Genomic DNA, 21,183 nt, shown 5'->3' with positions numbered 1-21,183 from the left:
GCTGCGCCCGGCCACGGGAATGCGGCCCGCATAGGGCACCATGATGGCGCCGTCCTTGCCGATCGTCTGGTTGGGCAGGGTGACGTAATTGCCCGGGCGGCTGCCGGCATCCGACGGCACGAACAGACCACCCGACTGGCTTTCGAAGATCGAAACCTGGACGATGTCGCCGACACCGAGCGGCAGGTTGGGCGCCGGGCCGCGCCCGCCGCCAAAGCCCTTGAAGCTGTCGGCCGCCTTGACCGATTGCAACAGGCCCAGAACCGTCTTGTTGATATCGACGAGCGCATAATCCACGCCGGCGCGCCGCTCCTTGTTGGGCGAGCTCACCTTGACGGAGGCCTGCGCTTCCACCCGCTTGAAGGTCGGCCCAGCCGTCGGCGTCGACGTGCAGCCCGAAAGGGCGAGGGCGGAAATGGTCGCTGAAATGACGAGCTGGCGCATTTTTTAAGTCCGTTATCCCCACGCGGTACTGCCTGAGCCATGAATGCAATGCGGCATGGGCATCAGCCAATCGAAAATTGCAGCTCGGCACTCCGGAATCCCGGCTTTCAAAAGGGCGCGTGGCGAATCGGCAACAATCCGGGCTTTTACTGAGGGGACTCTTGCGCGCTCTGCGTTCATGCCCGCAGTGCGGCCGCCTGATTCACAAGAAGCTCACATTGCGGCCGTCGAGCTTGACGACCGTCAGCCGCCCGCTCTGATATGCGCCGGTGTCGATGCCGATGCGCTGGCGGCCGAAACTCGGCTCCTGCGAGGGCGTATGCCCATGGACGACCATGAAGGGCAGCTCCGGGCCTTTGGACAGAAAGGGCTCCCGGATCCAGAGCAGGTCCTGATCCTCCTGCGCCTCCAGCGGCACGCCTGGCCGCAGCCCGGCATGGACGAAGACCAGCCTGCCGATGCGCAGCAGAGCCGGCATGGCCTGGAGAAGCGCGATATGGGCTGGCGGCACTGCCTGCTGGGCGGCGCGGCGCAGTGCGGTCCAACCCGAAGGCTGGTTGAGGCTGAAATTCTTGATATCGACGCCATAGGAGGCCAGCGTCGCGTCGCCGCCAATCTCCATCCAATCTCGGCCACCGCGCTCCTCGGTGAGGAAGCGGACGAACAGATCGTCATGATTGCCGCGAAGCGTGATTCTGCGGAGCCCGCGCGGATGAGGATGGCAGAGATGATCGATCACGGCCGAGGAGGCCGGACCCCGATCGACATAATCGCCGAGCAGCACCAGCACGCCCGGACGCCTCGTGCGGGCAATGTCCTGCGCCACTTTGGTCTCTGCGGCATCCAGCAGGTCCAGCCGTCCATGCACGTCGCCAATGGCATAGAAGGGGCAGATCGGTCCCTCGTCGCCGAGATCGAGCCGCGGGCGCCCGTCAGGCTTGGACCGGCTCGTCGGACGTGTGGAAAACCAGTCTTTCAGGGCCAAGATTGCCGCTCCACCATGCCGAGTGGTCCGATTTGACATTTGACCCTCGAGATCGCTGCGGATGGGTATCAAATGGTCGACCTGCGGCCGCACTTGACGGCTTCGCCATGGTCCAGCCTCACCGGATACGACGCCGAACCTTAAGAAGCTGTTTCCTTAGCGGCTTTTTCATGATCGATCTGCTTGATGCCGAGAGCACGGCGGGGTTCGGCGACCTGCATAGTCAATCGTGGGTTCTAATCTTCTCGTTAGGGCAGCCGCCGAAGAAAAATCGTTTCGATAGGCTTTTTTTGGCAAACACCTTTTTTGCCAGGGGATCGAACACAGAATCGAAATTCCAATTTCGGCATTGCATGCCTATATTATGATCAGAAATCAGCAGTGCGCCATCATGGATCGGCAAGGGGGCCGAGCCTGAAAAGTCCGATAGCGGAAAACGGTTCGACTTAGCTGACCAAGGGGGATGGGAATGGCAACGATCAGGGATGTGGCACGCCATGCCGGCGTGGCGATTTCAACGGTGTCACTGGCTTTGAACGGCACGGGGCCCGTCAGCGCGGAGACACGGGCCCGCATTCTCGAAGCCGTGGCCGCGGTCAAATACTCCCCCAACCTGATGGCGCAGAACCTCAAGCGCGGACAATCCAAGCTGATCGGCCTCGTGCTGGGCGATCTCGGAAACCCTTTCTTCGGCAAGCTGCTGCGCACGGTCGATCGTAAGATTTCCGAGGCCGACCATATGCTGATCGTCGCCGACACCGACAGCCACCCCCACCGGGAAATCCGCACCCTCAATCAGCTGAAGCGCCAGCGCGTCGCCGGCATCATCATGGCACCCTTGCGCAATGATGCCGATTTTGCCGCCTATCTCAATCAGATCGACGTGCCCGTGGTCTTGATCGACCAGGACGTCGATGGTGCGCGGCTGGACTTCGTCTCCTCCGATCATCAGCTGGCAGCCGGCATGCTGACGGAGTATCTGCTGCGGCTTGGCCATAGCCGCATTGCCTATCTCGGCGGCACCGTGGGACTTTGGACGGCACAGCGGCGCCTGGAAGGTTTCGAGGCGGCGATGCGCAGCGCCGGCTGCCCAATCGATCCGGAACTGGTGGTGGATGCGGAATACAGCGCTGAAAAATCCTACGATCAGGTGGTGCGGTTGATGTCGCGCCACGAGCGGCCGACTGCTTTTCTGGCCGCCAACAATTTTTCAGCGATCGGCGCCCTGCAGGCCATCAACGATCTCGGTTTCCGCTGTCCGGAGGATGTCTCGATTGCCGGGATCGATGGCGTGCCCTGGGGCAGCGTGATCAAGCCGCGCATCACCACGGCGGAGCAGCCGATCGAGGAACTGGCAGGCCTCGCCGCCACGTGGATGCTGGAACATGTCCAGGGCGAGGTGATGGCGGGAGCGCCGAGCCGACGCCATATCGCCCTGCCCCGGCTGGTAATTGGCCAATCCTGTGCACCGCCTGCCGTGTCGGCCGGCAGCCTGCCCTTGCGCCACGGCTGACGGCCATCTCGGCAGGACGGTTGGCAAGCCGAGGGGCAAGCTGTATAGCGGCACCGGCTTGCGGCCCGCCCATTCGAACAGGCGGACGGGCAGCCTTATTGCCAGGAGCAGGGTTCCCCCATGCGCTATCTCATCACCGGAACGGCCGGCTTCATCGGCTTCCATCTTGCACGCCGCCTGCTCGACGCAGGGCATTTCGTCGTCGGCTTCGACGGCATGACGCCCTATTACGACGTCGCGCTGAAGGAGGCACGCCATGCCGCGCTGGCGCGCTCGAACGGCTTCAAGGCGGTGATCGGTCAGCTGGAAGACCGCGCAGCTCTGGAACAGGCCGCCGCGCTGGCCAAACCCGACGTCATCATCCATCTCGCCGCGCAGGCGGGCGTGCGCTACAGCCTGGACAATCCGCGCTCTTATGTCGACTCGAACCTCGTCGGCTCCTTCAACATCATCGATCTTGCCCGCCATCTTCAGCCAAAGCACCTGATGCTGGCCTCGACCTCCTCGGTCTATGGCGCCAATGAAAAGGTGCCCTTTGCCGAAAGCGACAAGGCCGACGAGCCGCTGACGATCTATGCCGCCACCAAGAAGGCGACGGAGTTGATGGCGCATAGCTATGCGCATCTCTTCAAGGTGCCGACCACGGCCTTCCGCTTCTTCACCGTCTACGGTCCCTGGGGCCGTCCCGACATGGCGCTGTTCAAATTCGTGCGGGCGATCACGGCGGGCGAACCGATCGACATCTATGGCGAAGGCCGGATGCGCCGCGACTTCACCTATGTGGACGACCTGATCGAGGGCATTCTGCGGCTGTCTGCCGTTCCGCCGGCGGAGGACAATCGTCTGACGGATGCGCCTGTTGCCGACACCCTGTCGCAGCAGGGTCCGTTCCGCGTCGTCAATATCGGCGGCGGGCAGCCGGTGGCGCTGATGCGCTTTGTCGAGATCGTCGAAGAGACGCTCGGCTGCAAGGCAATCCGCAACATGCTGCCGATGCAGAAGGGCGATGTGCCGCAAACCTATGCGGCGCCGGATCTGCTGCTGGCGCTGACCGGGTTCAAGCCCGACATTCCGCTGGAAGAGGGCGTGCCGGCCTTCGTCGATTGGTACCGGTCCTTCTATCGCTGACGCATGGGTTCAGGCGCGCAGCGCCTGGAGTGTCATGTCCGGCATATCTGGAATGCGGCGATAGCGCGCCTCGATGAAGCTGTAGAGGCCGAAGGCGAACAGGCCGAGTGCGGCGATACCATAGAGCACGCCGCCAAAGGGCAATGCCCGCACCCAGGCCATGGCGTCGGTCAGGCTACCGGCCTGCGCGGGGTCCACCAAGAAGGCGGCCAGCAGGAAAAATCCGCCGGTGATCAGAAAGATCGCGCCGCGCGCCGCCAGCCCATAGGCGCAGACGAGGTCGAGCTTGCGGGCATGATCCGGCGGCAGCGCGATATATTTTCGATAACCGCCCTTCACCGCCTTGACGATCTGCGCCGCGCCGGCGCCGAGAATACAGAAACCTGCGATGCCTGCGAGATAGCGGCCGAAAGGCTGGCGCATCAGCCAGGTGGCAAGGCCCTGCTCGCCTCCACCGCCCTCGCCGCCTGTCGGCATCGAAAGGGCATGGCCTCCGGCATAAAGCGCCAGACCGATATAGGTCGCGGCGCTGATCAACATGCCCGCGCGGATGAGATAGCCCTTGGGAGACGCCGGCTGATGGTCCGGATTGGTCACCGCCTGCACCAGCCGCCAGATCACGAAGCTGAGGAGACCGACGGCGACGAGGCCGAGCCAGATCCGCCCGAGCGGCTGGCTCAGAATGATATCAAGCGCCGAGCGCGCCTCGACATTGCCGCCGCCCATGCCGATGGCCGCCAGAACGGCCATACCACCGACGAGCACATAGACGATGCCGCGCGCGCTGTAGCCGAGTTTCGCCAAGATCGCCAATCGTTCCATGCCGGTCTCCTACCTGTGGGGAGACCGGGTGGAAGCGTATGCTCGCGTCCGGTCCGCCGCTCTCTGCGGCGATCAAAACGTTTGCCGACCAAGCGAGGTTCCACGTGAATCCTTCTTGATACGGCGATGTCAGCGATTGAGCTGCGCCAGCAGCCTCTGCCGCGTTGGTTCATCGACGAAGGCCGCCTCGATCGCTGTCCTTGTCATCGCATCGATCTCCGCATCGGAGAAGCCGAAGACCGTGGCAGCGATCTCGTATTCCTGGGCGAGCGAGGTGTCGAAGAAGGGCGGATCGTCCGAATTGAGCGTTACCCGGCAGCCAGCATCCCGAAGCCGCCGCAGTGGATGGCTGGCAAATCCGTCGAAGACGCCAAGCGCGATGTTGGAGCCAGGGCAGGTTTCCAGAACGACGCCCTCATCGGCGATACGGCGCACGAGATCGGCATCCTCGATCGCACGCACGCCATGGCTGATCCGGCTGGGTCTTACATGATCGAGCGCATCGCGTACGCTGAAGGCGCCGGCCATTTCACCGGCATGGATGGTCAGGCCCAGCCCCGCATCGCGGGCGATGTCGAAAGCGTGAGCGAAATCGGCAACGCGGTGCATCCGCTCCTCGCCCGCCAGATTGACGCCTGTGACAAGCGGATGCGGATGACGGGCGGCATAAGCGGCGGTGCGCTCGGCCCGCTCGGGCCCCAGATGGCGGATCATGGTGATCAGCATCCGTGCCTCGATCCCGGTCTTCTCCTTTGCCGCCAGAATGCCCTGCCCGAGACCTTCCAGATAGGCATCGGCGCCGATCCCGATGGTATCGCCATGATCGGGCGAAACGATCAGCTCGGCATAGATGGCGCCTGCCTCGGAAAGCTCGGTCAGATAGGCTTCGGCCAGCGCCGCATAGTCCTCCGGCGTGCGGAAGAGACCGGCGATCCGGTCATAGGCCAGGATGAAATGGCTGAAATCGGTCCAGACATAGCGGCCGTCCTCGATCATGCCCGCCACATCGACGCCATAGCGCGCAGCTTGCGCCATGGCGAGTGCTACGGGCGCGGCCCCCTCGATGTGAACGTGGAGTTCGGCCTTTTTCAGATGATGCGTCATAGGAAGCTCTTTGCGTGGAGGCCAGGCGGAATGCGCAGATGGGCGGCGATGGTTTCGCCGATCGGCGCGAAGCCGTCGAGAAGGCCGAGGTTGCGGGGTTTGAGACCGGGCCCATAGGCCAGCACCGGCACGCGCTCGCGGGTGTGGTCGGTGCCGCGCCATGTGGGATCGCAGCCATGATCGGCGGTGATGATGACGAGGTCGCCCTCCGCGAGTAGCGCATCGAATTCCGGCAGGCGGCGGTCGAAGGCTTCGAGTGCCGCGGCATAGCCGGCAACATCACGGCGGTGGCCGTAGACCATGTCGAAATCGACGAAATTGGTGAAGACCAGATCGCCTTCCCCGGCCGCCCCCGCGGCCTGCAGGGTCGCATCGAACAGCGCCATATTGCCATTGGCCTTCCATATCCGGCCGATGCCGCAATGGGCGAAGATATCGGCGACCTTGCCGACGGCGTGAACCATGCGCCCCGCATCGCTCAGCCGGTCGAGCAAGGTCGGCTCCGGCGGCGGCACCGCATAGTCGCGCCGGTTTCCGGTTCGGGTGAAGGTCTCGGCACTGTCTCCGGTGAAGGGACGTGCGATGACGCGGCCGATATTGCGCTCGGTCAAGAGCCGGCGGGCGGTCTGGCAGACGGCGTAAAGGCGATCGAGGCCAAAGACCTCCTCATGCGCGGCGATCTGGAAGACGGAGTCGACCGAGGTGTAGCAGATCGGCTTGCCGCTTGAGAGATGCGCCTCGCCGAGCCGCGCGACGATTTCGGTGCCGGACGCATGGCAATTGCCGAGAATGCCGGGAATGCCGGCCTCACGGCAGAAGAGATCGACGAAATCGGGATCGAAGGCATCGCCCTCCGTCGGGAAATAGCCCCAGTCGAAGGTGACGGGCACGCCGGCGATTTCCCAATGGCCGGAGGGTGTATCCTTGCCGCGCGACTGTTCGCTGGCCGCGCCATAGGCGCCGGTCAGCTGGTCCGGCCGCTGCAGACCGGCCACGCGGTGCCCGCTTGCCAGCTCTGCCGCATGAACCAGGCCTCGCGCAGACAGATGCGGCAGCGCGAGCGGCCCTTCGCGCAAGCCCGGCCGATCAGCCGCGCCGGCGGCACAGAATTCGGCGATATGACCGAGCGTATCGGCCCCTTCGTCACCAAAGGCACCCGCATCCGGCGCGCCGCCGATACCGAAGGAGTCGAGCACGAAGAGGAAGGCACGCGCCATGATCGATTCCTGTTCAAGAGGGGCATCTCGCGGGCCCGCTGATCTCGTTTCGGCGAGACATACAGGAAAGCGGGAGCGACCGGAATCGCTTTCACAGGCGGCATACAGCACGCGGTGGTTTGCGTGGCGGCCTCAGGGGCAGTTGGAACAGGTGATGCCCGAGCCGATGCGTTGCCGGAAATAATAGGTCTTGGAGATGGTCAGGGCGCCGGCGCCGCCTTCATGGCGGATCATGTCGATCGTCTTCAGATGATAGGGCAGCGAAAGCTCGGCGCGCACGACGAAGCTGCCGACCGTTCCGACATCGCCGGGGATCGTGACCGTGCTTTCCTTCCTGTAGGGCGTGCCGCCGGACTGATCGCGCGACCATTTCACCGTGCCCTCGGTGGAGGAGGTGACGGCAATTCCGGTGACCTTCAGCGCATAATTGGCAGGGTCGTAGGGCGCCATTACCGATTTGACGACGGTCGGCATGCTGTCGAGCGTGGCGATATTGACGGAGCTGCTCTGGGAGAGAAGATCGGCCACGGTGGCGCAGGCATGCGCGACCTTGCGGGCGACGCCGAATCCCACCGAGGTTTCGAAGGCGCCGAGATAGCACAGGATCAGTATGGGCGCGAGGAAGGCGAATTCGACGGCACCGGAGCCGCGCCGCTCGCGGCTTAGCCGCACCAGCGCCTCAAGACCGCATGAGCGGCGCAGGCGAGCCAGAAGGGCCATCAATAGGCCTCCGCGCGAAAGGCTGCCGTCGCCACCATCAGATAATCCTTGGGGTGGCCCCCGCCGGCAGGCCGAAGGTTGGTGATATAGGGGCGCACGAGATCGGTGGTCACGTGCCAGCGATAATAGGCGCGGACGATGTTGATCGTGCCCGAGGCACCAGGGGCATAGCGAAAGCTGCTGGTGTCGAGATCGCCCGCCGGCGCATTGCCGACCCGCGGCACGGCCGTCGGAATATCCGTGAAGTTCGAAAAGCTACGCACATCCAGATAGAGCTTGTCGGGCGTATCGATCTCCGCGGGCGAGCAGGTCATGATCGCTGCAATTTCGGCGCAGAACTGCCGGCGAAAATCCGATTGCGACGTGGCAGCCGTGATTTCGCCGGTGCGCAGCTTGCGCGCCATGGTCTCCGTGGCATTGGCCAGCAACTGCTCGCCGGCAAAGGCGATGGCCGTTTCGATCGAGGCGAAGAGCACCAGCAGGAAGGGGACGAGCAGAATCGCGAATTCGATGGCAGCCGCACCGGACCGCTGCCGAAGAAAACGCCGCCCCGCGCTGTTGGCGCCGGAAGGACGCAGATAAAGCGTCTTACCCATGGTGTCCGTCATGCCCTCATCCGGCCACGCGATGTGCGCAGCCGCGCCCATGCAAGCGAGCGGAGCACATGTCCCCGCACGCTTTTAACGCGCCCAGTCCATCCTGCGCCAAGGGCTTTTAAAAATCGGTTAGATTTGGCTGACCAATTCTCCGCTAGGCAGGATCCAGCCAAACAGCCTGTTCGTGGCGCACGTCAATCGCGCAAACCAGTGCTTTGAAACATGCTGCGCAGCACTTCCGGCGCGTAGCCGCTGCCTGGGGCCAAAGAACGAACTTTCAGTTGTTCTTGACGGTGGCAGGCAGTTCGCAGGTCGGCGTGCAGGACATGATCGTCGGCGTGACCGAGCGATAGAGCCGCAGCGTGTTTTCCTCGTCATTGGCCACGAGAATGCGCTCGTCGACGACAGGCTGGTCGTCGCTGTCGAGGATGACCAGATTGGTCATGCCGGCGGTGCGGCCGGTCAGCACGATGGTCCTGGGATCGGCAACCGTTGCATCGGCGATGGTGGAATTGCCGACGATCACCTTGGAAACGGGACGATCGAGCTTGAGGACGCGCGCGTGGTTGAGCAGCACCCGCATCGGCGTCTCGCTTTCGGCCCGGGCAGCGCCGACAGCCAGCAGAGCCAAGGGCAGAGCAAGGAGAAAGGCGCGGCTGCGGGTGGAGAAGGTCATGCGGCGTCTTTCCCAAACATGGACATCAAAGGGCCGGGCAGGCTTCCTTCGTCCTGTCAGTGTCGTCCATCTTGGTAAATGAAATCTTAATCAAAAGAGCACGGCCACCGCATCGAACGGTGCCATTTTGCCGTGTTTCGGGTTTTATCGGCCCGACGCCGCACACCGACCTATCAAAATGCGGGGAGGGTGGAAAAGCCTTAAGCTTTGATTCACCTTTTGGCTTAAGCCGATCGAAATCGACCCACATTAAAGTCACGACTAACCGAACAACCGCTGTTGTCACGGTCTTGCGAGAGTATGAGACAATCCAGGAGACGAGTCATGACCAAACTTTTCGCCCGTTTCGTGAAGGACGAGTCCGGGGCGACGGCTATTGAATACGGCCTGATCGCCGCGCTGATCTCTGTCGCCCTGATCGGCGGCGCCAAGGCACTCGGCACCCAGCTCAACACCACCTTCACCAACCTGAAGAACACGCTCGGGAACAATAGCTGATGGCACAGCTCTTCGCGCAGTTTCTCAAGGATCGCTCCGGCGCGACGGCCATTGAATATGGCCTGATCGCCGCCTTGATCTCGGTGGCCCTGATCGGTGGCGCCAAGGCGCTCGGCACCCAGCTCAACACCACCTTCACCAACCTCAAAGATACGCTCGGGAACAACAGCTGATGCAGGGCGTGCTGGCACGCCTTGGCAGACAGCGCGATGGTGGGACGGTGATCGAATATGCTCTGATCGCCGGCCTGATCGGACTTGTGCTGGTTGGCGGCTTGGGCGCCGTCAGCGGCGAGCTGAACAACACCTTTACCAAGCTGGCAGACATTCAGAAAGCGCCGTGACCCCTGGTCTGCGGCGCTTTTGCCATTTGAGGCCAGGGGCCGCCGTCTGGCCGAACAAGATCCCACAATTTCCGATTTCTTCAGTCTTGATGGCCAGACTGGTGCCCTGAAGCCGGCCCCCGTCCAGCGCTGATGCCATGGCTCGACGCGCCCACGCATCGTCGGCCGCAAGGAAAACGGGCGGCTCGGACCGCATGACCATCTGCGTGCCGCCTCGTCGGCACGTGTCGAAACAGGGGCGCATGCGCGCCGTAGGACTTCGCCGCCATGATCCAGGCCGCCATTTTCATCATCGTGCCTCTCTGCCTGGCCATTGCGGCGCTGACCGATCTCTTCACGATGACGATTCCGAACCGGGTCTCGGTGATCCTGCTCCTTGCCTTTCTCCTCGTCGGCCCGGCGAGCGGCATGGGCCTGGTGGACATCGGCCTGCATCTGGCTGCCGGCCTCCTGGTCTTCGCCATCGCCTTCCTCTTGTTTTCGCTCAACACCATGGGCGGGGGCGATGCCAAGCTCCTGACAGCCTCGGCCGTCTGGTTCGGTCTGAACCAGTCGCTCATCGACTACATGCTGCTGGTCGCCTTTTGCGGTGGCGCGCTGGCTGTCGTCATCCTGCTTCTGCGCCGTCAGCAAGGCGTGCTCGCAGCCTGCGGCCTGCAGCTTCCGGCGAGCTTCGATGCCGACGGCAAGATCCCCTATGGGATCGCCATCGCGCTCGGCGGCTTCCTTGCCTATCCCACCTCGCCGCTGATGCTGGCAGCCCTTGGCGCCAGCGCCGGTTAAAGGCCAGCCGGCCCTCTCGACGTCCAGCTTTTGAAGAATGCGCTGCGGGCATCGGCTGCCGCCATGGCTGCCTGTTGAGCCGGATATGCGCTTGCCCTGTGCCAGACCCTGCCTGCCGACCCTCCCAAAAACTATGAAACTGTGTCGAGCAGCCGATGCAGGCGCCTGCCTGTTCGTCAAAACTTAATAAATGAGGTCCGCGTCAGTGTTTCATTAACCATAATTACACCAATCCGAACGATGCTTACAGCTAACGTAAGCGATTCAGATCGGTGGACCGAACTCCATGAAACCCGTGCGCATCATCATCATGGCGGTGGCCGTTGCCTCGGCGGGCTTGGCGGGGGTGCTCGCGCTCAATCTCAAGGGCACGGAGACGGTGATCTCGGAGAAGGTCGTGGAGCGCGCGCCGACGGCCAGCGTTCTCGTCTCCACCCGCAGCATGCCTGTCGGCGCGCGCCTGACGGCAGCCGATCTGCGCTGGATGGACTGGCCGAAGGACGGCCTGGCCGAGGGCCTGATCACCCAGGACGTTCGCCCCGGCGCACTGAACGAGCTGACGGGCGCCGTCGTCCGCCTTCCGCTCTTTTCGGGCGAACCGCTGCGCGCGGAAAAGATCGCCGATAGCTCCAGCCGCATCCTGTCCTCGCTGCTGCCGGCGGGCAAGCGTGCGGTGGCCACCAACATCACCGTGGCGACCGGTGCCGGCGGCTTCATCCTGCCGAATGACCGGGTCGACGTGATCATGGTGCGCAAGAGCGAGGCAGGCGCCTACAGCACCGAGGCCGTTCTGTCGAACATCCGCGTTCTCGCCATCGATCAGCAGATCGAGGAGGCGCATGACGGTACCAAAGCCGTGGTCGGCACGACGGCCACGCTGGAGCTGACGCCCGACCAGGCCAAGATCATCAGCGTCGCCCAGCAGATGGCCGAGCGCCTGTCGCTGGCCTTGCGCAGCCTTGCCGATGCCCAGGAGCCCGACACCGAGGTGTCCGAACACCTTCTCAGCGGCGGCGACCGCTCGACGGTCCAGGTGATCAAGTCGGGCACGATCGTCACCACCGACCAGACAACCACGTCGAGCATGGCACATTGATGCGCAAACGGAACCTCATCGTGACACGGATCGCACATCGCCTTCGCCGGAGCACCGCCGGTGGCCTCGCCCTTCTCGTCGCCCTGACGGGTGCCCCCTTCGCCCCGCAGCCTGCCTTTGCCGGGCAGAGCGTGCTGCGCGTGACGGATGCCGGCCCCGGCATGAAGAAGACCGTCAAGCTCGGCCTCAACAAGGCGCTGGTGGTCGATCTGCCCGAGGATGCGCAGGATCTCCTGGTGGCCGATCCCAGCATGGCCGACGCCATCACCCGCACGGCCCGGCGCATCTATCTCTTCGGCAAGGCGGTGGGCCAGACCAATATCTTCATCTTCGGCGCAGGCGGCCGTGAAATCGTTACCCTCGACCTCGAGGTCGAACGTGACATTGCCGGGCTTGAGACCAATCTGCGTCGCTTCCTGCCCGAATCCGATATCCGCGTGGAAATCGTCTCGGACAATATCGTGCTGACGGGCACCGTGCGCACGCCGCTCGATAGCACCCGTGCCGTCGAGCTTGCCCAGGCTTTTCTTAAAGGTGGTGAGGCGACGACGCGCAACATCACCGCCCAAGGCAGCAATGGCGATGCGGCGATCTATGCCGAGCGGCGCCAGGAAAGCCAGATCGTCAATCTCCTGAAGATCGACGGCGAGGACCAGGTGACCCTCAAGGTGACGGTGGCCGAGGTCTCGCGCCAGGTGCTCAAGCAGCTCGGCTTTTCCGGCTCGGTCACCAGCGACAGCGGCAATGGCATCACCTTCCGCAATCCGACCAATCTGGGTGACGCCATCAACCCTGTCGCCTCCGCGATCACAGGTGCGATCGGCCATAGCGGGCTGAACTTCGCCAGCTATCTCAACGCCATGGAGCAGGCCGGTGTCATGCGCACGCTGGCTGAGCCCTCGCTGACGGCGATCTCCGGCAAGTCGGCGGAATTTTCCGTCGGCGGCGAATATCGCCTGCCGAATTCGCAGGAGATCGACGAGGACGGCAAGATCACCCGCAGCAGCGAGACGGTGGAATATGGCATCGGCCTGAATTTCACCCCCGTCGTGCTCGGCCCCGGCCGCATCAGCCTGGATATCGAGACCAGCGTCTCCGAACCGACCTTCGAGGCCTCCGTCGTCAACGGCAACACCACCCGCGTGCCCGGCCAGACCTATCTGTCTCTGCGCAAGCGCAATGCCAAGACCAGCGTCGAGCTGCCGTCCGGCGGATCGATCGTCATTGGCGGCCTGGTGCAGGACAATATCCGCCAGGCCATGTCGGGGCTGCCGGGCGCCTCCAAGATCCCGGTTCTCGGCACGCTGTTCCGCAGCAAGGATTTCGTGCGCAACGAAACCGAGCTGGTGATCATCGCCACGCCCTATCTGGTCAAGCCGGTGGCGCGCAGCGCGATCTCGCGCCCGGACGACAATTTCGACCCGACGGGCGATATCTCCGGCTACTTCCTCGGCACGGTCAATCGCCTCTATGGCAACCGCCAGGCCGCCGCGCCGGCGGGCACCTATCACGGCAATGTCGGCTTCATCTATAAGTAAGCGGGAACGGATATGACCCCTCTACGGCTCTCCCTGATCATTCCGTCGTCCCGCACGGCGCTTGCTCCCTCTTTTGCTCTGGCGCTTGGCCTCGTGTCGCTTCTGGCGGGCTGCGCCAATCGCGACGCAACCACCACAGGCTCGCTGCCGGACGATTATCGCACCCGCCATCCGATCGTCATTGCGGAAGCCGAGCATGCGCTCGACGTGCCGCTGTCGGCAGGTGACCACAGGCTGACGGTCGGCGCGCGCGACGTGATCAAGGGCTTTGCCAATGATTATCTCGCCTCGTCCTCTGGCCCGGTGCTGATGATGGTGGCCCAAGGCGGCCCGAACGGCTTTGCCCTGTCGTCTATCAAGCGCGATGTGCGCGCCACGCTGGCAAGCGCCGGGGTTCCTGCCGGCAAGATCGTCGAAACCCGCTATCAGGCACAGGCCACGGGCGACGCCGCGCCGATCCGCCTGAGCTACAATGCGGTCACCGCCAAGACCGGGCCCTGCGGCAGATGGCCGAAGGATCTGGTGCTGGATACGGCTGAGAACCGCAATTACGAGAATTTCGGCTGTGCCAGCCAGTCCAATCTGGCAGCCCAGGTCGCCAATCCGATGGATCTGCTGGCACCGCGCGCCATGTCGCCGATCGACACGGCGCGGCGCGAGCAGGCGATCAGCGACTATCGCGGCATCAAGTCGGGCACCGGCACCACCATCACCTTTACCACCGGCAATTGACGAGCCTCGCTTGGAGCGGACGATGAACGCGATTGACTATGCGATCGACAGCCAAGACCCGGCGGACGCACCCGGTGGCGAGGAGCTGGGCGCCTTGCGCCCGCTGCCGCGCATTTCCGTGCACGCCTTTTGCGAAAGCGATGCAAGCCAGGCGATCATGGAGGCCTGCGGCCGAGACCGGCGCATGGCCAAGGTCAGCCTGAAGATCAACCGCGGCGGCGTGGCGGCGGCGGCCAATATGTTCGCCAGCATCGCCACCCCCAATCTGATCATCCTGGAAACGTCGACCGAGCCGCGCCATCTGCTGCAGGAGCTTGCGCCGCTGGCTGCGGTCTGCGACCCCAGCACAAAGGTGGTCATCATCGGCCGGCATAACGATATTTCCCTTTATCGCGAGCTGATGCGCAACGGCATTTCCGAATATCTGGTGATGCCGGTCGGCATGGCGGAGATTCTTGCCGCGATCTCCGCCATCTTCGTCGATCCCGATGCCGAACCGCTCGGCCGCACCATCGCCTTCATCGGCGCCAAGGGCGGCGTCGGCTCATCGACCCTCGCGCATAATTGTGCCTATGGCATTTCCAGCCTGTTTTCCACCGAGGTCATCATCGCCGACCTCGACCTTGCCTATGGCACGGCCAATATCAACTTCGACCAGGACCCACCCCAGGGCATGGTGGAGGCGGTCTTTTCGCCCGAGCGCCTGGACGAGGTTTTCCTCGACCGTCTGCTGACCAAATGCTCCGACCATCTGTCGTTGCTGGCAGCGCCCTCCATGCTCGACCGTACCTATGACTTTCAAGGGGATAGCTTCACGCCGCTGATGGACACGCTGCAGCGCGCAGCACCCGTCTCGGTGCTGGACGTGCCGCATGCCTGGAACGACTGGACCCGCCAGGTTCTGTCAAGCGCCGACGAACTGGTCATCGTTGCCACGCCGGATCTGGCCAATCTGCGCAATGCCAAGAACATGGTCGACATCGTGCGCAAGTTGCGGCCGAACGACAAGTCGCCGCATTTCATCCTGAACCAGGTTGGCATGCCGAAGCGACCGGAGGTCTCTCCCACCGATTTCTCCGAATCGCTCGAAATCGAGCCGGCAGCCATCCTTCCCTTCGACGCCGTGCTGTTCGGCCAGGCGGCCAATAGCGGCCGGATGATCGCGGAGACCGACCGCAAGGCGCCGGCTGCCGAAACGTTTGCCCAGCTTGCCCATCTTCTGACCGGCCGGACGACCGCCAAGAGAGCGAAAAAGGCCAAGCTTGCCGGCATGCTGGAGGCGCTGCGCCGGCGTTAAGTCATCATGATGTCGGGCAAAAGCCGCCTTCGCGCTGCGCCAACCGGCACCATGCCTGCCGCAGATCGCACAGGCGGTGCGGCCAGCCCGGCGAGACATGGAAGCCGTAGCTGTGACGCGATCTTTCGGTGCGCGCGGCATGGCGTGAGGAACGACAGCGGGAACGGCATGCGCCGCTCGCCGGCCAGAGGACTGACGCGCCATGCCATGCCGGATCGGCAAGGGTGGCCAGGATGAAGCGAGAAACGGACGATGTTTGGCAAACGCGCAGGTGAAGGCTTTGCAAAGCCCAATGCGGCCAGCCCGGTGGTGGCCGCCACGGCAGCGGCACGCCCGTCGCCCCCTCCCGCGCCGGAGCCCGTGCGCGAGACGCAGCCCGCCCCACGCCCGCCGGAGCCCGTGCGCCGGCGCACCCGCGACGATGATTATTACGGCACCAAGGCGCAGGTCTTTTCCGCGCTGATCGACACGATCGACCTCTCGCAGCTTGCCAAGCTCGACGCGGAAAGCGCGCGCGAGGAAATCCGCGATATCGTCAACGATATCATCACCATCAAGAATTTCGCGATGTCGATCGCCGAGCAGGAAGAGCTGCTCGAGGATATCTGCAACGACGTGCTCGGCTATGGCCCGCTGGAGCCGCTGCTGGCGCGCGACGACATTGCCGACATCATGGTCAATGGCGCCGGCCAGGTGTTCATCGAAGTGGCCGGCAAGACCATCGAGAGCGAGATCCGCTTTCGCGACAACAACCAGCTGCTGTCGATCTGTCAGCGTATCGTCAGCCAGGTCGGCCGGCGCGTCGATGAGAGCTCGCCGATCTGCGATGCGCGCCTGCCCGACGGCAGCCGCGTCAACGTCATCGCACCTCCGCTCGCCGTCGACGGGACGGCCCTGACGATCCGCAAATTCAAGAAGGACAAGCTGAAGCTCGATCAGCTCGTGCGCTTCGGCGCGATCACGCCGGATGGCGCCACGCTCCTGCAGATCATCGGCCGTGTCCGCTGCAATGTGCTGATCTCGGGCGGCACCGGGTCGGGCAAGACGACCTTGCTCAACTGCCTGACCGCCTTCATCGATCCCGATGAGCGCATCATCACCTGCGAGGACACGGCCGAGCTGCAGTTGCAGCAGCCGCATGTCGTCCGGCTGGAAACCCGCCCGCCCAATATCGAGGGCGAGGGCGAGGTGACCATGCGCGACCTGATCAAGAACTGCCTGCGCATGCGGCCCGAACGCATCATCGTCGGCGAAGTGCGTGGACCGGAGGTCTTCGACCTGCTCCAGGCGATGAACACCGGTCATGACGGCTCCATGGGCACGCTGCATGCCAACACTCCGCGCGAGGCGCTGGCCCGCATGGAATCGATGATCGCCATGGGCGGCTATACGCTGCCGGCCAAGACCGTGCGCGAAATCATCGCCGGCTCGGTCGATGTGATCATCCAGGCCCAGCGCCTGCGCGATGGCTCGCGCCGCATCACCCAGATCACCGAGGTGATCGGCATGGAAGGCGACGTGATCATCACGCAGGACCTGCTGCGCTACGAGATGGACGGGGAGGACGCCGGCGGACGGATCATCGGCCGCCATGTCGGCACCAAGATCGGCCGCCCCGCCTTCTGGGAGCGGGCCCGCTATTTCAACGAGGACAAACGGCTGGCGGCCGCCCTCGACGCGCTCTCGAAGGACTAGCCTCCATGTTCGGCCTCGACCCCACCGTCCTTCTCCTCAGCCTGTCGATTGCCGTTGCCGTAGGCGGCGTTGCCTATGCGCTTCTGTTTTCGCAGATCGAACGGCAGAAGAAGACCGAGAGCCGGCTGCGCAAGGTGCAGGCTGCGGAGACGGATCGCGCCAAGGTGCGCCAGGCCCGCGACCGCATGAACGAAATGTCCAAGCGGCGCAAATCGGTCCAGGACTCGCTGAAGGAGCTGGAACGCAAGAAGCAGGAAAAGTCTGCCTCGAAAGCCTCGGTGAAGATGCGGCTGCCACAGGCCGGCCTATCGATCACCCCGCTGCAGTTTCATCTCGGCGGTGCGGCCTTCGGTCTTCTGGCCGGCTTGGTGGTGCTGGTCATGACCGGGCAGATGCTCGCAGCCCTCGGCACCGCTATTGCCATGGGTCTTGGCCTGCCACGCTGGGGCCTGGCCTTTCTCGTCAGACGCCGGACGGGGCGGTTTCTCGATGAATTTCCCAATGCGCTGGACGCCATGGTGCGCGCCGTCAAATCCGGCCTGCCGCTGACCGATGCCGTACGCATGATCGCGTCTGAGGGGCGCGAGCCGGTCAAAAGCGAGTTTCGCCGCGTGGTCGAGGCACAGCAGATCGGGCTGGGCGTGCCCGAGGCCTGCCAGCGCATGGCCCAGACCATGCCGCTGGCCGAGGTGAGCTTCTTTGCCATCGTCGTTACAATCCAGGCCCAGGCCGGCGGCAATCTGTCGGAAGCCATCGGCAATCTGTCCAAGGTGCTGCGCGAGCGGCGCAAGATGAAGGCCAAGGTGCAGGCCATGTCGATGGAGGCCAAGGCCTCGGCAACGATCATCGGCGCCCTGCCCTTCATCGTCGCGCTGCTCGTCTATCTGACGACGCCGAGCTACATCGCCATTCTCTTCTCGGACACGCGTGGCCATCTGATCCTCGCCGCGTCCGGCGTCTGGATGAGCCTTGGCATTCTGGTGATGCGCCAGATGATCAATTTCGATATTTGAGCTCCGGATTGGATCGACCGCATGGGCAATGCCGTGACCGAAATGCTGACCAATCCGACGCTGCTCCTGGCGCTGTGCGTGTCGCTCGCCGTTTTCGCCACGATCTACACCGTCGCCATGCCGTTTTTCGAAGGGGATACGCTGAAGCGGCGGATGAAGGCTGTCTCCAACGAGCGTGAGCAGATCCGCGCGCGCGAGCGTGCCCGGCTGAATTCGGAGACCAGCCGCACCCGCCTACGCACCGAGAACAACACCTCCGTGCGCCAGGTGGTCGAAAAGCTGAACCTGCGCAAGCTCCTGGTCGACGACAATACAATTAGCCGGCTTAAAATGGCCGGATATCGGTCACAAAATGCCCTGAACACCTTTCTTTTCGCACGCTTCTGCCTGCCCTTTTTCTTCCTGGTGGTGGCGGTCGTCTATATCTTCGTGCTCGATGTGCTGCCCGATAGCGAGCTGACGACCCGGCTCCTCGCCGTGATCGCGGCCACGGCCGCCGGCTTCTATTTGCCGAGCCTGATGATCGCCAACCAGATCGGCAAGCGGCAGGCTTCGATCCGCAGGGCCTGGCCGGATGCACTGGATCTTCTGCTGATCTGCGTGGAATCGGGCGTATCGATGGAACAGGGCCTGCGCCGCGTGGCTGAGGAAATTGCCGAGCAATCCGCGCCGCTCGCCGAGGAACTGGTGCTGACCACGGCCGAGCTTTCCTTCCTGCAGGACCGGCGCACCGCGCTCGACAATCTCGCTTTGCGCACCGGGATCGAAGATGTCCGGGCCGTGGTTCAGGCGCTGATGCAGGCAGACCGCTTCGGCACGCCGATCGCGCAGGCTCTGCGCGTTCTCGCCCAGGAAAGCCGCGACCAGCGCATGAACGCCGCTGAGAAAAAGGCTGCGGCCCTGCCGCCGAAACTGACCGTGCCGATGATCGTCTTCTTCCTGCCGGTGCTCATCGCCGTCATTCTCGGACCGGCGATCCTGCAGGTGATGGATACGTTTTAAGCGTCGCAACGCTTGCCGACGAAACCGCGCACGCCCATACTCTCCTCCCATCCAATTTGGAGGTCTGTCAGATGTTGAAAGGCGCGACCCTTAATCTGCCCGAGGATCTTGTTGTCAGGGTTCAGGCCCATGCGCAGCGCGAGGGAACGACGCTGACCGCGATCGTGCGAGAGCATCTCGACGCACTCACCCAGCCGGAAACACCTCTGGCCGAGCAAGACCCGCTTCTCGCCTATTCAAAAGGTCTAATCGCGCGCCGCGAAGCGATCGACCTTTTGGAGTTGAGGGATTACGCAGATCTTCTCGTCGCACTCGGAGATGCCGACCTGCCGATGCCTCCTATGCCTGATGTCGAACAACAGGCTGCGACGTTTGTGCATCTCTGGAACTTGGGATGAGACGCTGCACGCTTATTCTACCGGATGCGGGACCAATCAACAGTCTTTGGGTCGCCGATCGTCTGGATTTGTTCCTAAAGCTCGACATGCGCATCATCATCGTTGACGCCGTTTATGATGAACTGACGAGTGACATGACCTATCTGAAAGATCGGGAGGTAAAGAGCTTCATCGACACCCATAACCCACCCTTCATGATTGAGCCGACGGACATCGATCGTCTCGAACGAGAGAAGCGGCGACGAGGGGAAAAGCTTAAGAAAATTGCTGGCGAGCTCGCCATGATCGACTTCATCTCGTCAGATGATGGTCTCAGCCGCTTTATCAAAACCGCGGAACCTGTCGCGCTTCTCTTTGAAGATGCGGGACTCCGGGACGTCAACAAGCCACCTAATCTACATCTCATTTCCACTGTCGGCATGCTTCGAGGCCTTGAGGCCGTTGGCGTTATTTCCTCTGCAGACGCGGTTATCGATGAAATGCTGCATCCTCGAAAGCCGGGACGCCGGATGAATGACGCAAGGCGCTTTACGGATCTTCCTGAAGGGATAGACGAAACCGCAGCGATTGGAAGCCGATGGACACCCTCCTGAGCGCAGGTAAGGGCGCCTTCAGAGCAGAGTGGTTCCGGATCAGACGGGCTATCATCTCCTGGACCTAAGTCCTCCGTCAGTTCACCGCCTTGGCCCCTGGCGAACGCGTGTCTTGGCTGGCGAGCTTCTTCCAGGCATTGTCCTGGGCCAGCATGGCTCTGAGATAGCGGACATTGTCCTGCGCCTGTGTGGGAGACAGCTCGGCACCGGCGATGCGTTCGGCCTCGTCGAATCGGCCCTGCAAACCGACAGCCAGCGCCAGGTTCTGGCGCACGCCGCTATCGGCGCCTGGCTGGGCCACGGCGCTGCGCAGATAGGTTTCGGCGGTCTTCAGATCCTTGGCAAGCAGATAGGACATGCCGAGATTGGACAGAACGGAGGGCTCGTTCGGCTTGATGTCGAGCGCATCGCGATAGGCCTGACGCGCTTCGGCCGGGCGACCGAGCTGGTCGAGAATAGCCCCTTCCGCCGATTTCAGGCGCCAGTCCGGCCGATCGGGCGTCTGGGCGCGGCCAATGGTGGCGAGCGCTTGCTCCAACTGGCCTGCGGCGGCCTGTGCTTTGCCATAGGCTGCCAGCACCTCCCGGTCGCTCGGGAAGCGGATCGCCATCTGCTGCATCACGGCCAGCGACTGGTCGTTCTTTCCGGTCATGCGCAACAGGTTGGCGTAGTTCAGGCCATTGGCCTTGTCGTTCGGGTTCTTCTCATAGGTCGCACCAAGAGAGCCGGCCGCAGCCTTCAGTTCCGACTCGGTCATGGTCTGGACCGGGCGGGCCGAGGCGCTTGCCGAAGGAATCGAGCCCGTCGTCAGCTCCTTCTTCGGCGTGCCGCAGGCTGTGGCCAGCAGCGCCACGCCGGCGAGAGCCGCATAGGTGCAGAGACGGCGCTGGGCCTCGGCCTTGCGGTCGGCGAGAGACCCGGCGGCCTGCATCAGCACGGAAAGCGGAGAAGGTACGGTCGCCATGGTCTTGGCCCCTGATCGAACGGTGT

Annotated in this window: 24 protein-coding genes; 15 read left to right on the top strand and 9 right to left on the bottom strand. The window is 63.4% G+C overall.

Going from position 1 to position 21,183, the window contains the following annotated elements:
* The coding region (locus tag BMX61_RS18215) for a polysaccharide biosynthesis/export family protein (RefSeq protein WP_170854974.1) at positions 1-444 on the bottom strand (444 nt) is incomplete at its 3' end.
* Positions 445-646: 202 nt separating this feature from the next.
* On the bottom strand, positions 647-1,429 hold the full coding sequence (locus BMX61_RS18210) for a metallophosphoesterase family protein (protein WP_234794733.1): 783 nt from the start codon (positions 1,427-1,429) through the stop codon (positions 647-649).
* 469 nt (positions 1,430-1,898) lie between these two features.
* Between BMX61_RS18210 and BMX61_RS18205 the strand changes: the two genes are divergently transcribed.
* Together BMX61_RS18205 and BMX61_RS18200 are read left to right on the top strand one after the other, a co-directional pair.
* Positions 1,899-2,942, top strand: a complete 1,044-nt coding sequence (locus tag BMX61_RS18205) for a LacI family DNA-binding transcriptional regulator (RefSeq protein ID WP_075625804.1) — start codon at positions 1,899-1,901, stop codon at positions 2,940-2,942.
* A gap of 120 nt (positions 2,943-3,062) precedes the next feature.
* A complete protein-coding gene (locus BMX61_RS18200; protein WP_075625803.1) occupies positions 3,063-4,070 on the top strand; it encodes an NAD-dependent epimerase in 1,008 nt (335 codons plus the stop codon).
* Positions 4,071-4,079: 9 nt separating this feature from the next.
* Here BMX61_RS18200 and BMX61_RS18195 read toward each other — a convergent pair whose 3' ends face one another.
* The 6 genes from BMX61_RS18195 to BMX61_RS18170 all read right to left on the bottom strand — a co-directional run bounded on the left by BMX61_RS18195 (position 4,080) and on the right by BMX61_RS18170 (position 9,205).
* Complete coding sequence (locus BMX61_RS18195; protein ID WP_075625802.1) at positions 4,080-4,892, bottom strand: DUF1206 domain-containing protein; 813 nt, start codon at positions 4,890-4,892, stop codon at positions 4,080-4,082.
* A gap of 129 nt (positions 4,893-5,021) precedes the next feature.
* A complete protein-coding gene (locus BMX61_RS18190; protein ID WP_075625801.1) occupies positions 5,022-5,996 on the bottom strand; it encodes an adenosine deaminase in 975 nt (324 codons plus the stop codon).
* Entirely contained in the window at positions 5,993-7,213 is a 1,221-nt protein-coding gene (locus tag BMX61_RS18185) for a phosphopentomutase (RefSeq protein ID WP_075625800.1), read from the bottom strand. Before BMX61_RS18185 ends, BMX61_RS18190 begins: the two co-directional genes overlap by 4 nt.
* Positions 7,214-7,345: 132 nt before the next feature.
* On the bottom strand, positions 7,346-7,933 hold the full coding sequence (locus BMX61_RS18180) for a TadE/TadG family type IV pilus assembly protein (RefSeq protein WP_075625799.1): 588 nt from the start codon (positions 7,931-7,933) through the stop codon (positions 7,346-7,348).
* Positions 7,933-8,541, bottom strand: coding sequence for a TadE/TadG family type IV pilus assembly protein (locus BMX61_RS18175; RefSeq protein ID WP_234794732.1), 609 nt, complete (start codon positions 8,539-8,541; stop codon positions 7,933-7,935). Before BMX61_RS18175 ends, BMX61_RS18180 begins: the two co-directional genes overlap by 1 nt.
* 265 nt (positions 8,542-8,806) lie before the next feature.
* Positions 8,807-9,205 carry a pilus assembly protein N-terminal domain-containing protein gene (locus tag BMX61_RS18170; RefSeq protein WP_075625798.1) on the bottom strand — a complete coding sequence of 133 codons (399 nt, stop codon included), beginning with the start codon at positions 9,203-9,205 and terminating at the stop codon, positions 8,807-8,809.
* A 324-nt stretch (positions 9,206-9,529) separates the two neighbouring features.
* Here BMX61_RS18170 and BMX61_RS18165 point away from each other — a divergent pair, with 324 nt between their 5' ends.
* The 13 genes from BMX61_RS18165 (at position 9,530) to BMX61_RS18105 (ending at position 20,193) form a co-directional block, all read left to right on the top strand.
* Positions 9,530-9,703, top strand: coding sequence for a Flp family type IVb pilin (locus BMX61_RS18165; RefSeq protein WP_075625797.1), 174 nt, complete (start codon positions 9,530-9,532; stop codon positions 9,701-9,703).
* Positions 9,703-9,876 (top strand): Flp family type IVb pilin, encoded by a 174-nt coding sequence (locus BMX61_RS18160; RefSeq protein ID WP_075625796.1) that lies wholly within the window; start codon positions 9,703-9,705, stop codon positions 9,874-9,876. Before BMX61_RS18165 ends, BMX61_RS18160 begins: the two co-directional genes overlap by 1 nt.
* Positions 9,876-10,046 carry a Flp family type IVb pilin gene (locus tag BMX61_RS18155; RefSeq protein WP_083639223.1) on the top strand — a complete coding sequence of 57 codons (171 nt, stop codon included), beginning with the start codon at positions 9,876-9,878 and terminating at the stop codon, positions 10,044-10,046. The genes BMX61_RS18160 and BMX61_RS18155 overlap by 1 nt, the downstream gene beginning before the upstream one ends.
* A gap of 267 nt (positions 10,047-10,313) precedes the next feature.
* Entirely contained in the window at positions 10,314-10,829 is a 516-nt protein-coding gene (locus BMX61_RS18150; RefSeq protein WP_075625795.1) for an A24 family peptidase, read from the top strand.
* Positions 10,830-11,115: 286 nt separating this feature from the next.
* Positions 11,116-11,925 carry a Flp pilus assembly protein CpaB gene (gene cpaB / locus BMX61_RS18145; protein ID WP_075625794.1) on the top strand — a complete coding sequence of 270 codons (810 nt, stop codon included), beginning with the start codon at positions 11,116-11,118 and terminating at the stop codon, positions 11,923-11,925.
* Between the two features lie 20 nt (positions 11,926-11,945).
* Entirely contained in the window at positions 11,946-13,463 is a 1,518-nt protein-coding gene (locus BMX61_RS18140) for a type II and III secretion system protein family protein (protein WP_092742903.1), read from the top strand.
* A gap of 12 nt (positions 13,464-13,475) precedes the next feature.
* Positions 13,476-14,195: a CpaD family pilus assembly protein gene (locus BMX61_RS18135; protein WP_083639221.1), complete on the top strand. Its 720-nt coding sequence runs from the start codon at positions 13,476-13,478 to the stop codon at positions 14,193-14,195.
* 22 nt (positions 14,196-14,217) lie between these two features.
* Complete coding sequence (locus BMX61_RS18130; protein WP_075625792.1) at positions 14,218-15,492, top strand: CpaE/TadZ family protein; 1,275 nt, start codon at positions 14,218-14,220, stop codon at positions 15,490-15,492.
* A gap of 252 nt (positions 15,493-15,744) precedes the next feature.
* On the top strand, positions 15,745-17,187 hold the full coding sequence (locus BMX61_RS18125) for a TadA family conjugal transfer-associated ATPase (protein ID WP_075625791.1): 1,443 nt from the start codon (positions 15,745-15,747) through the stop codon (positions 17,185-17,187).
* A gap of 5 nt (positions 17,188-17,192) precedes the next feature.
* A complete protein-coding gene (locus tag BMX61_RS18120; protein ID WP_075625790.1) occupies positions 17,193-18,200 on the top strand; it encodes a type II secretion system F family protein in 1,008 nt (335 codons plus the stop codon).
* Positions 18,201-18,221: 21 nt separating this feature from the next.
* Positions 18,222-19,202 (top strand): type II secretion system F family protein, encoded by a 981-nt coding sequence (locus BMX61_RS18115; protein ID WP_075625789.1) that lies wholly within the window; start codon positions 18,222-18,224, stop codon positions 19,200-19,202.
* 71 nt (positions 19,203-19,273) lie between these two features.
* Positions 19,274-19,600: a hypothetical protein gene (locus tag BMX61_RS18110; protein WP_075625788.1), complete on the top strand. Its 327-nt coding sequence runs from the start codon at positions 19,274-19,276 to the stop codon at positions 19,598-19,600.
* Positions 19,597-20,193: a PIN domain-containing protein gene (locus BMX61_RS18105; RefSeq protein ID WP_075625787.1), complete on the top strand. Its 597-nt coding sequence runs from the start codon at positions 19,597-19,599 to the stop codon at positions 20,191-20,193. Before BMX61_RS18110 ends, BMX61_RS18105 begins: the two co-directional genes overlap by 4 nt.
* 76 nt (positions 20,194-20,269) lie before the next feature.
* On the opposite strand, the gene BMX61_RS18100 is transcribed toward BMX61_RS18105, so the two are convergent.
* Positions 20,270-21,124, bottom strand: a complete 855-nt coding sequence (locus BMX61_RS18100) for a tetratricopeptide repeat protein (protein ID WP_075625814.1) — start codon at positions 21,122-21,124, stop codon at positions 20,270-20,272.
* Positions 21,125-21,183: the final 59 nt, after the last annotated feature.

This window comes from Xaviernesmea oryzae, assembly GCF_900109605.1.
Taxonomy (GTDB): Bacteria; Pseudomonadota; Alphaproteobacteria; order Rhizobiales; family Rhizobiaceae; genus Xaviernesmea; species Xaviernesmea oryzae.
The sequence above is the reverse complement of the archived record's forward strand: the minus strand, read 5'-3'. Positions and strand labels throughout refer to the sequence as shown.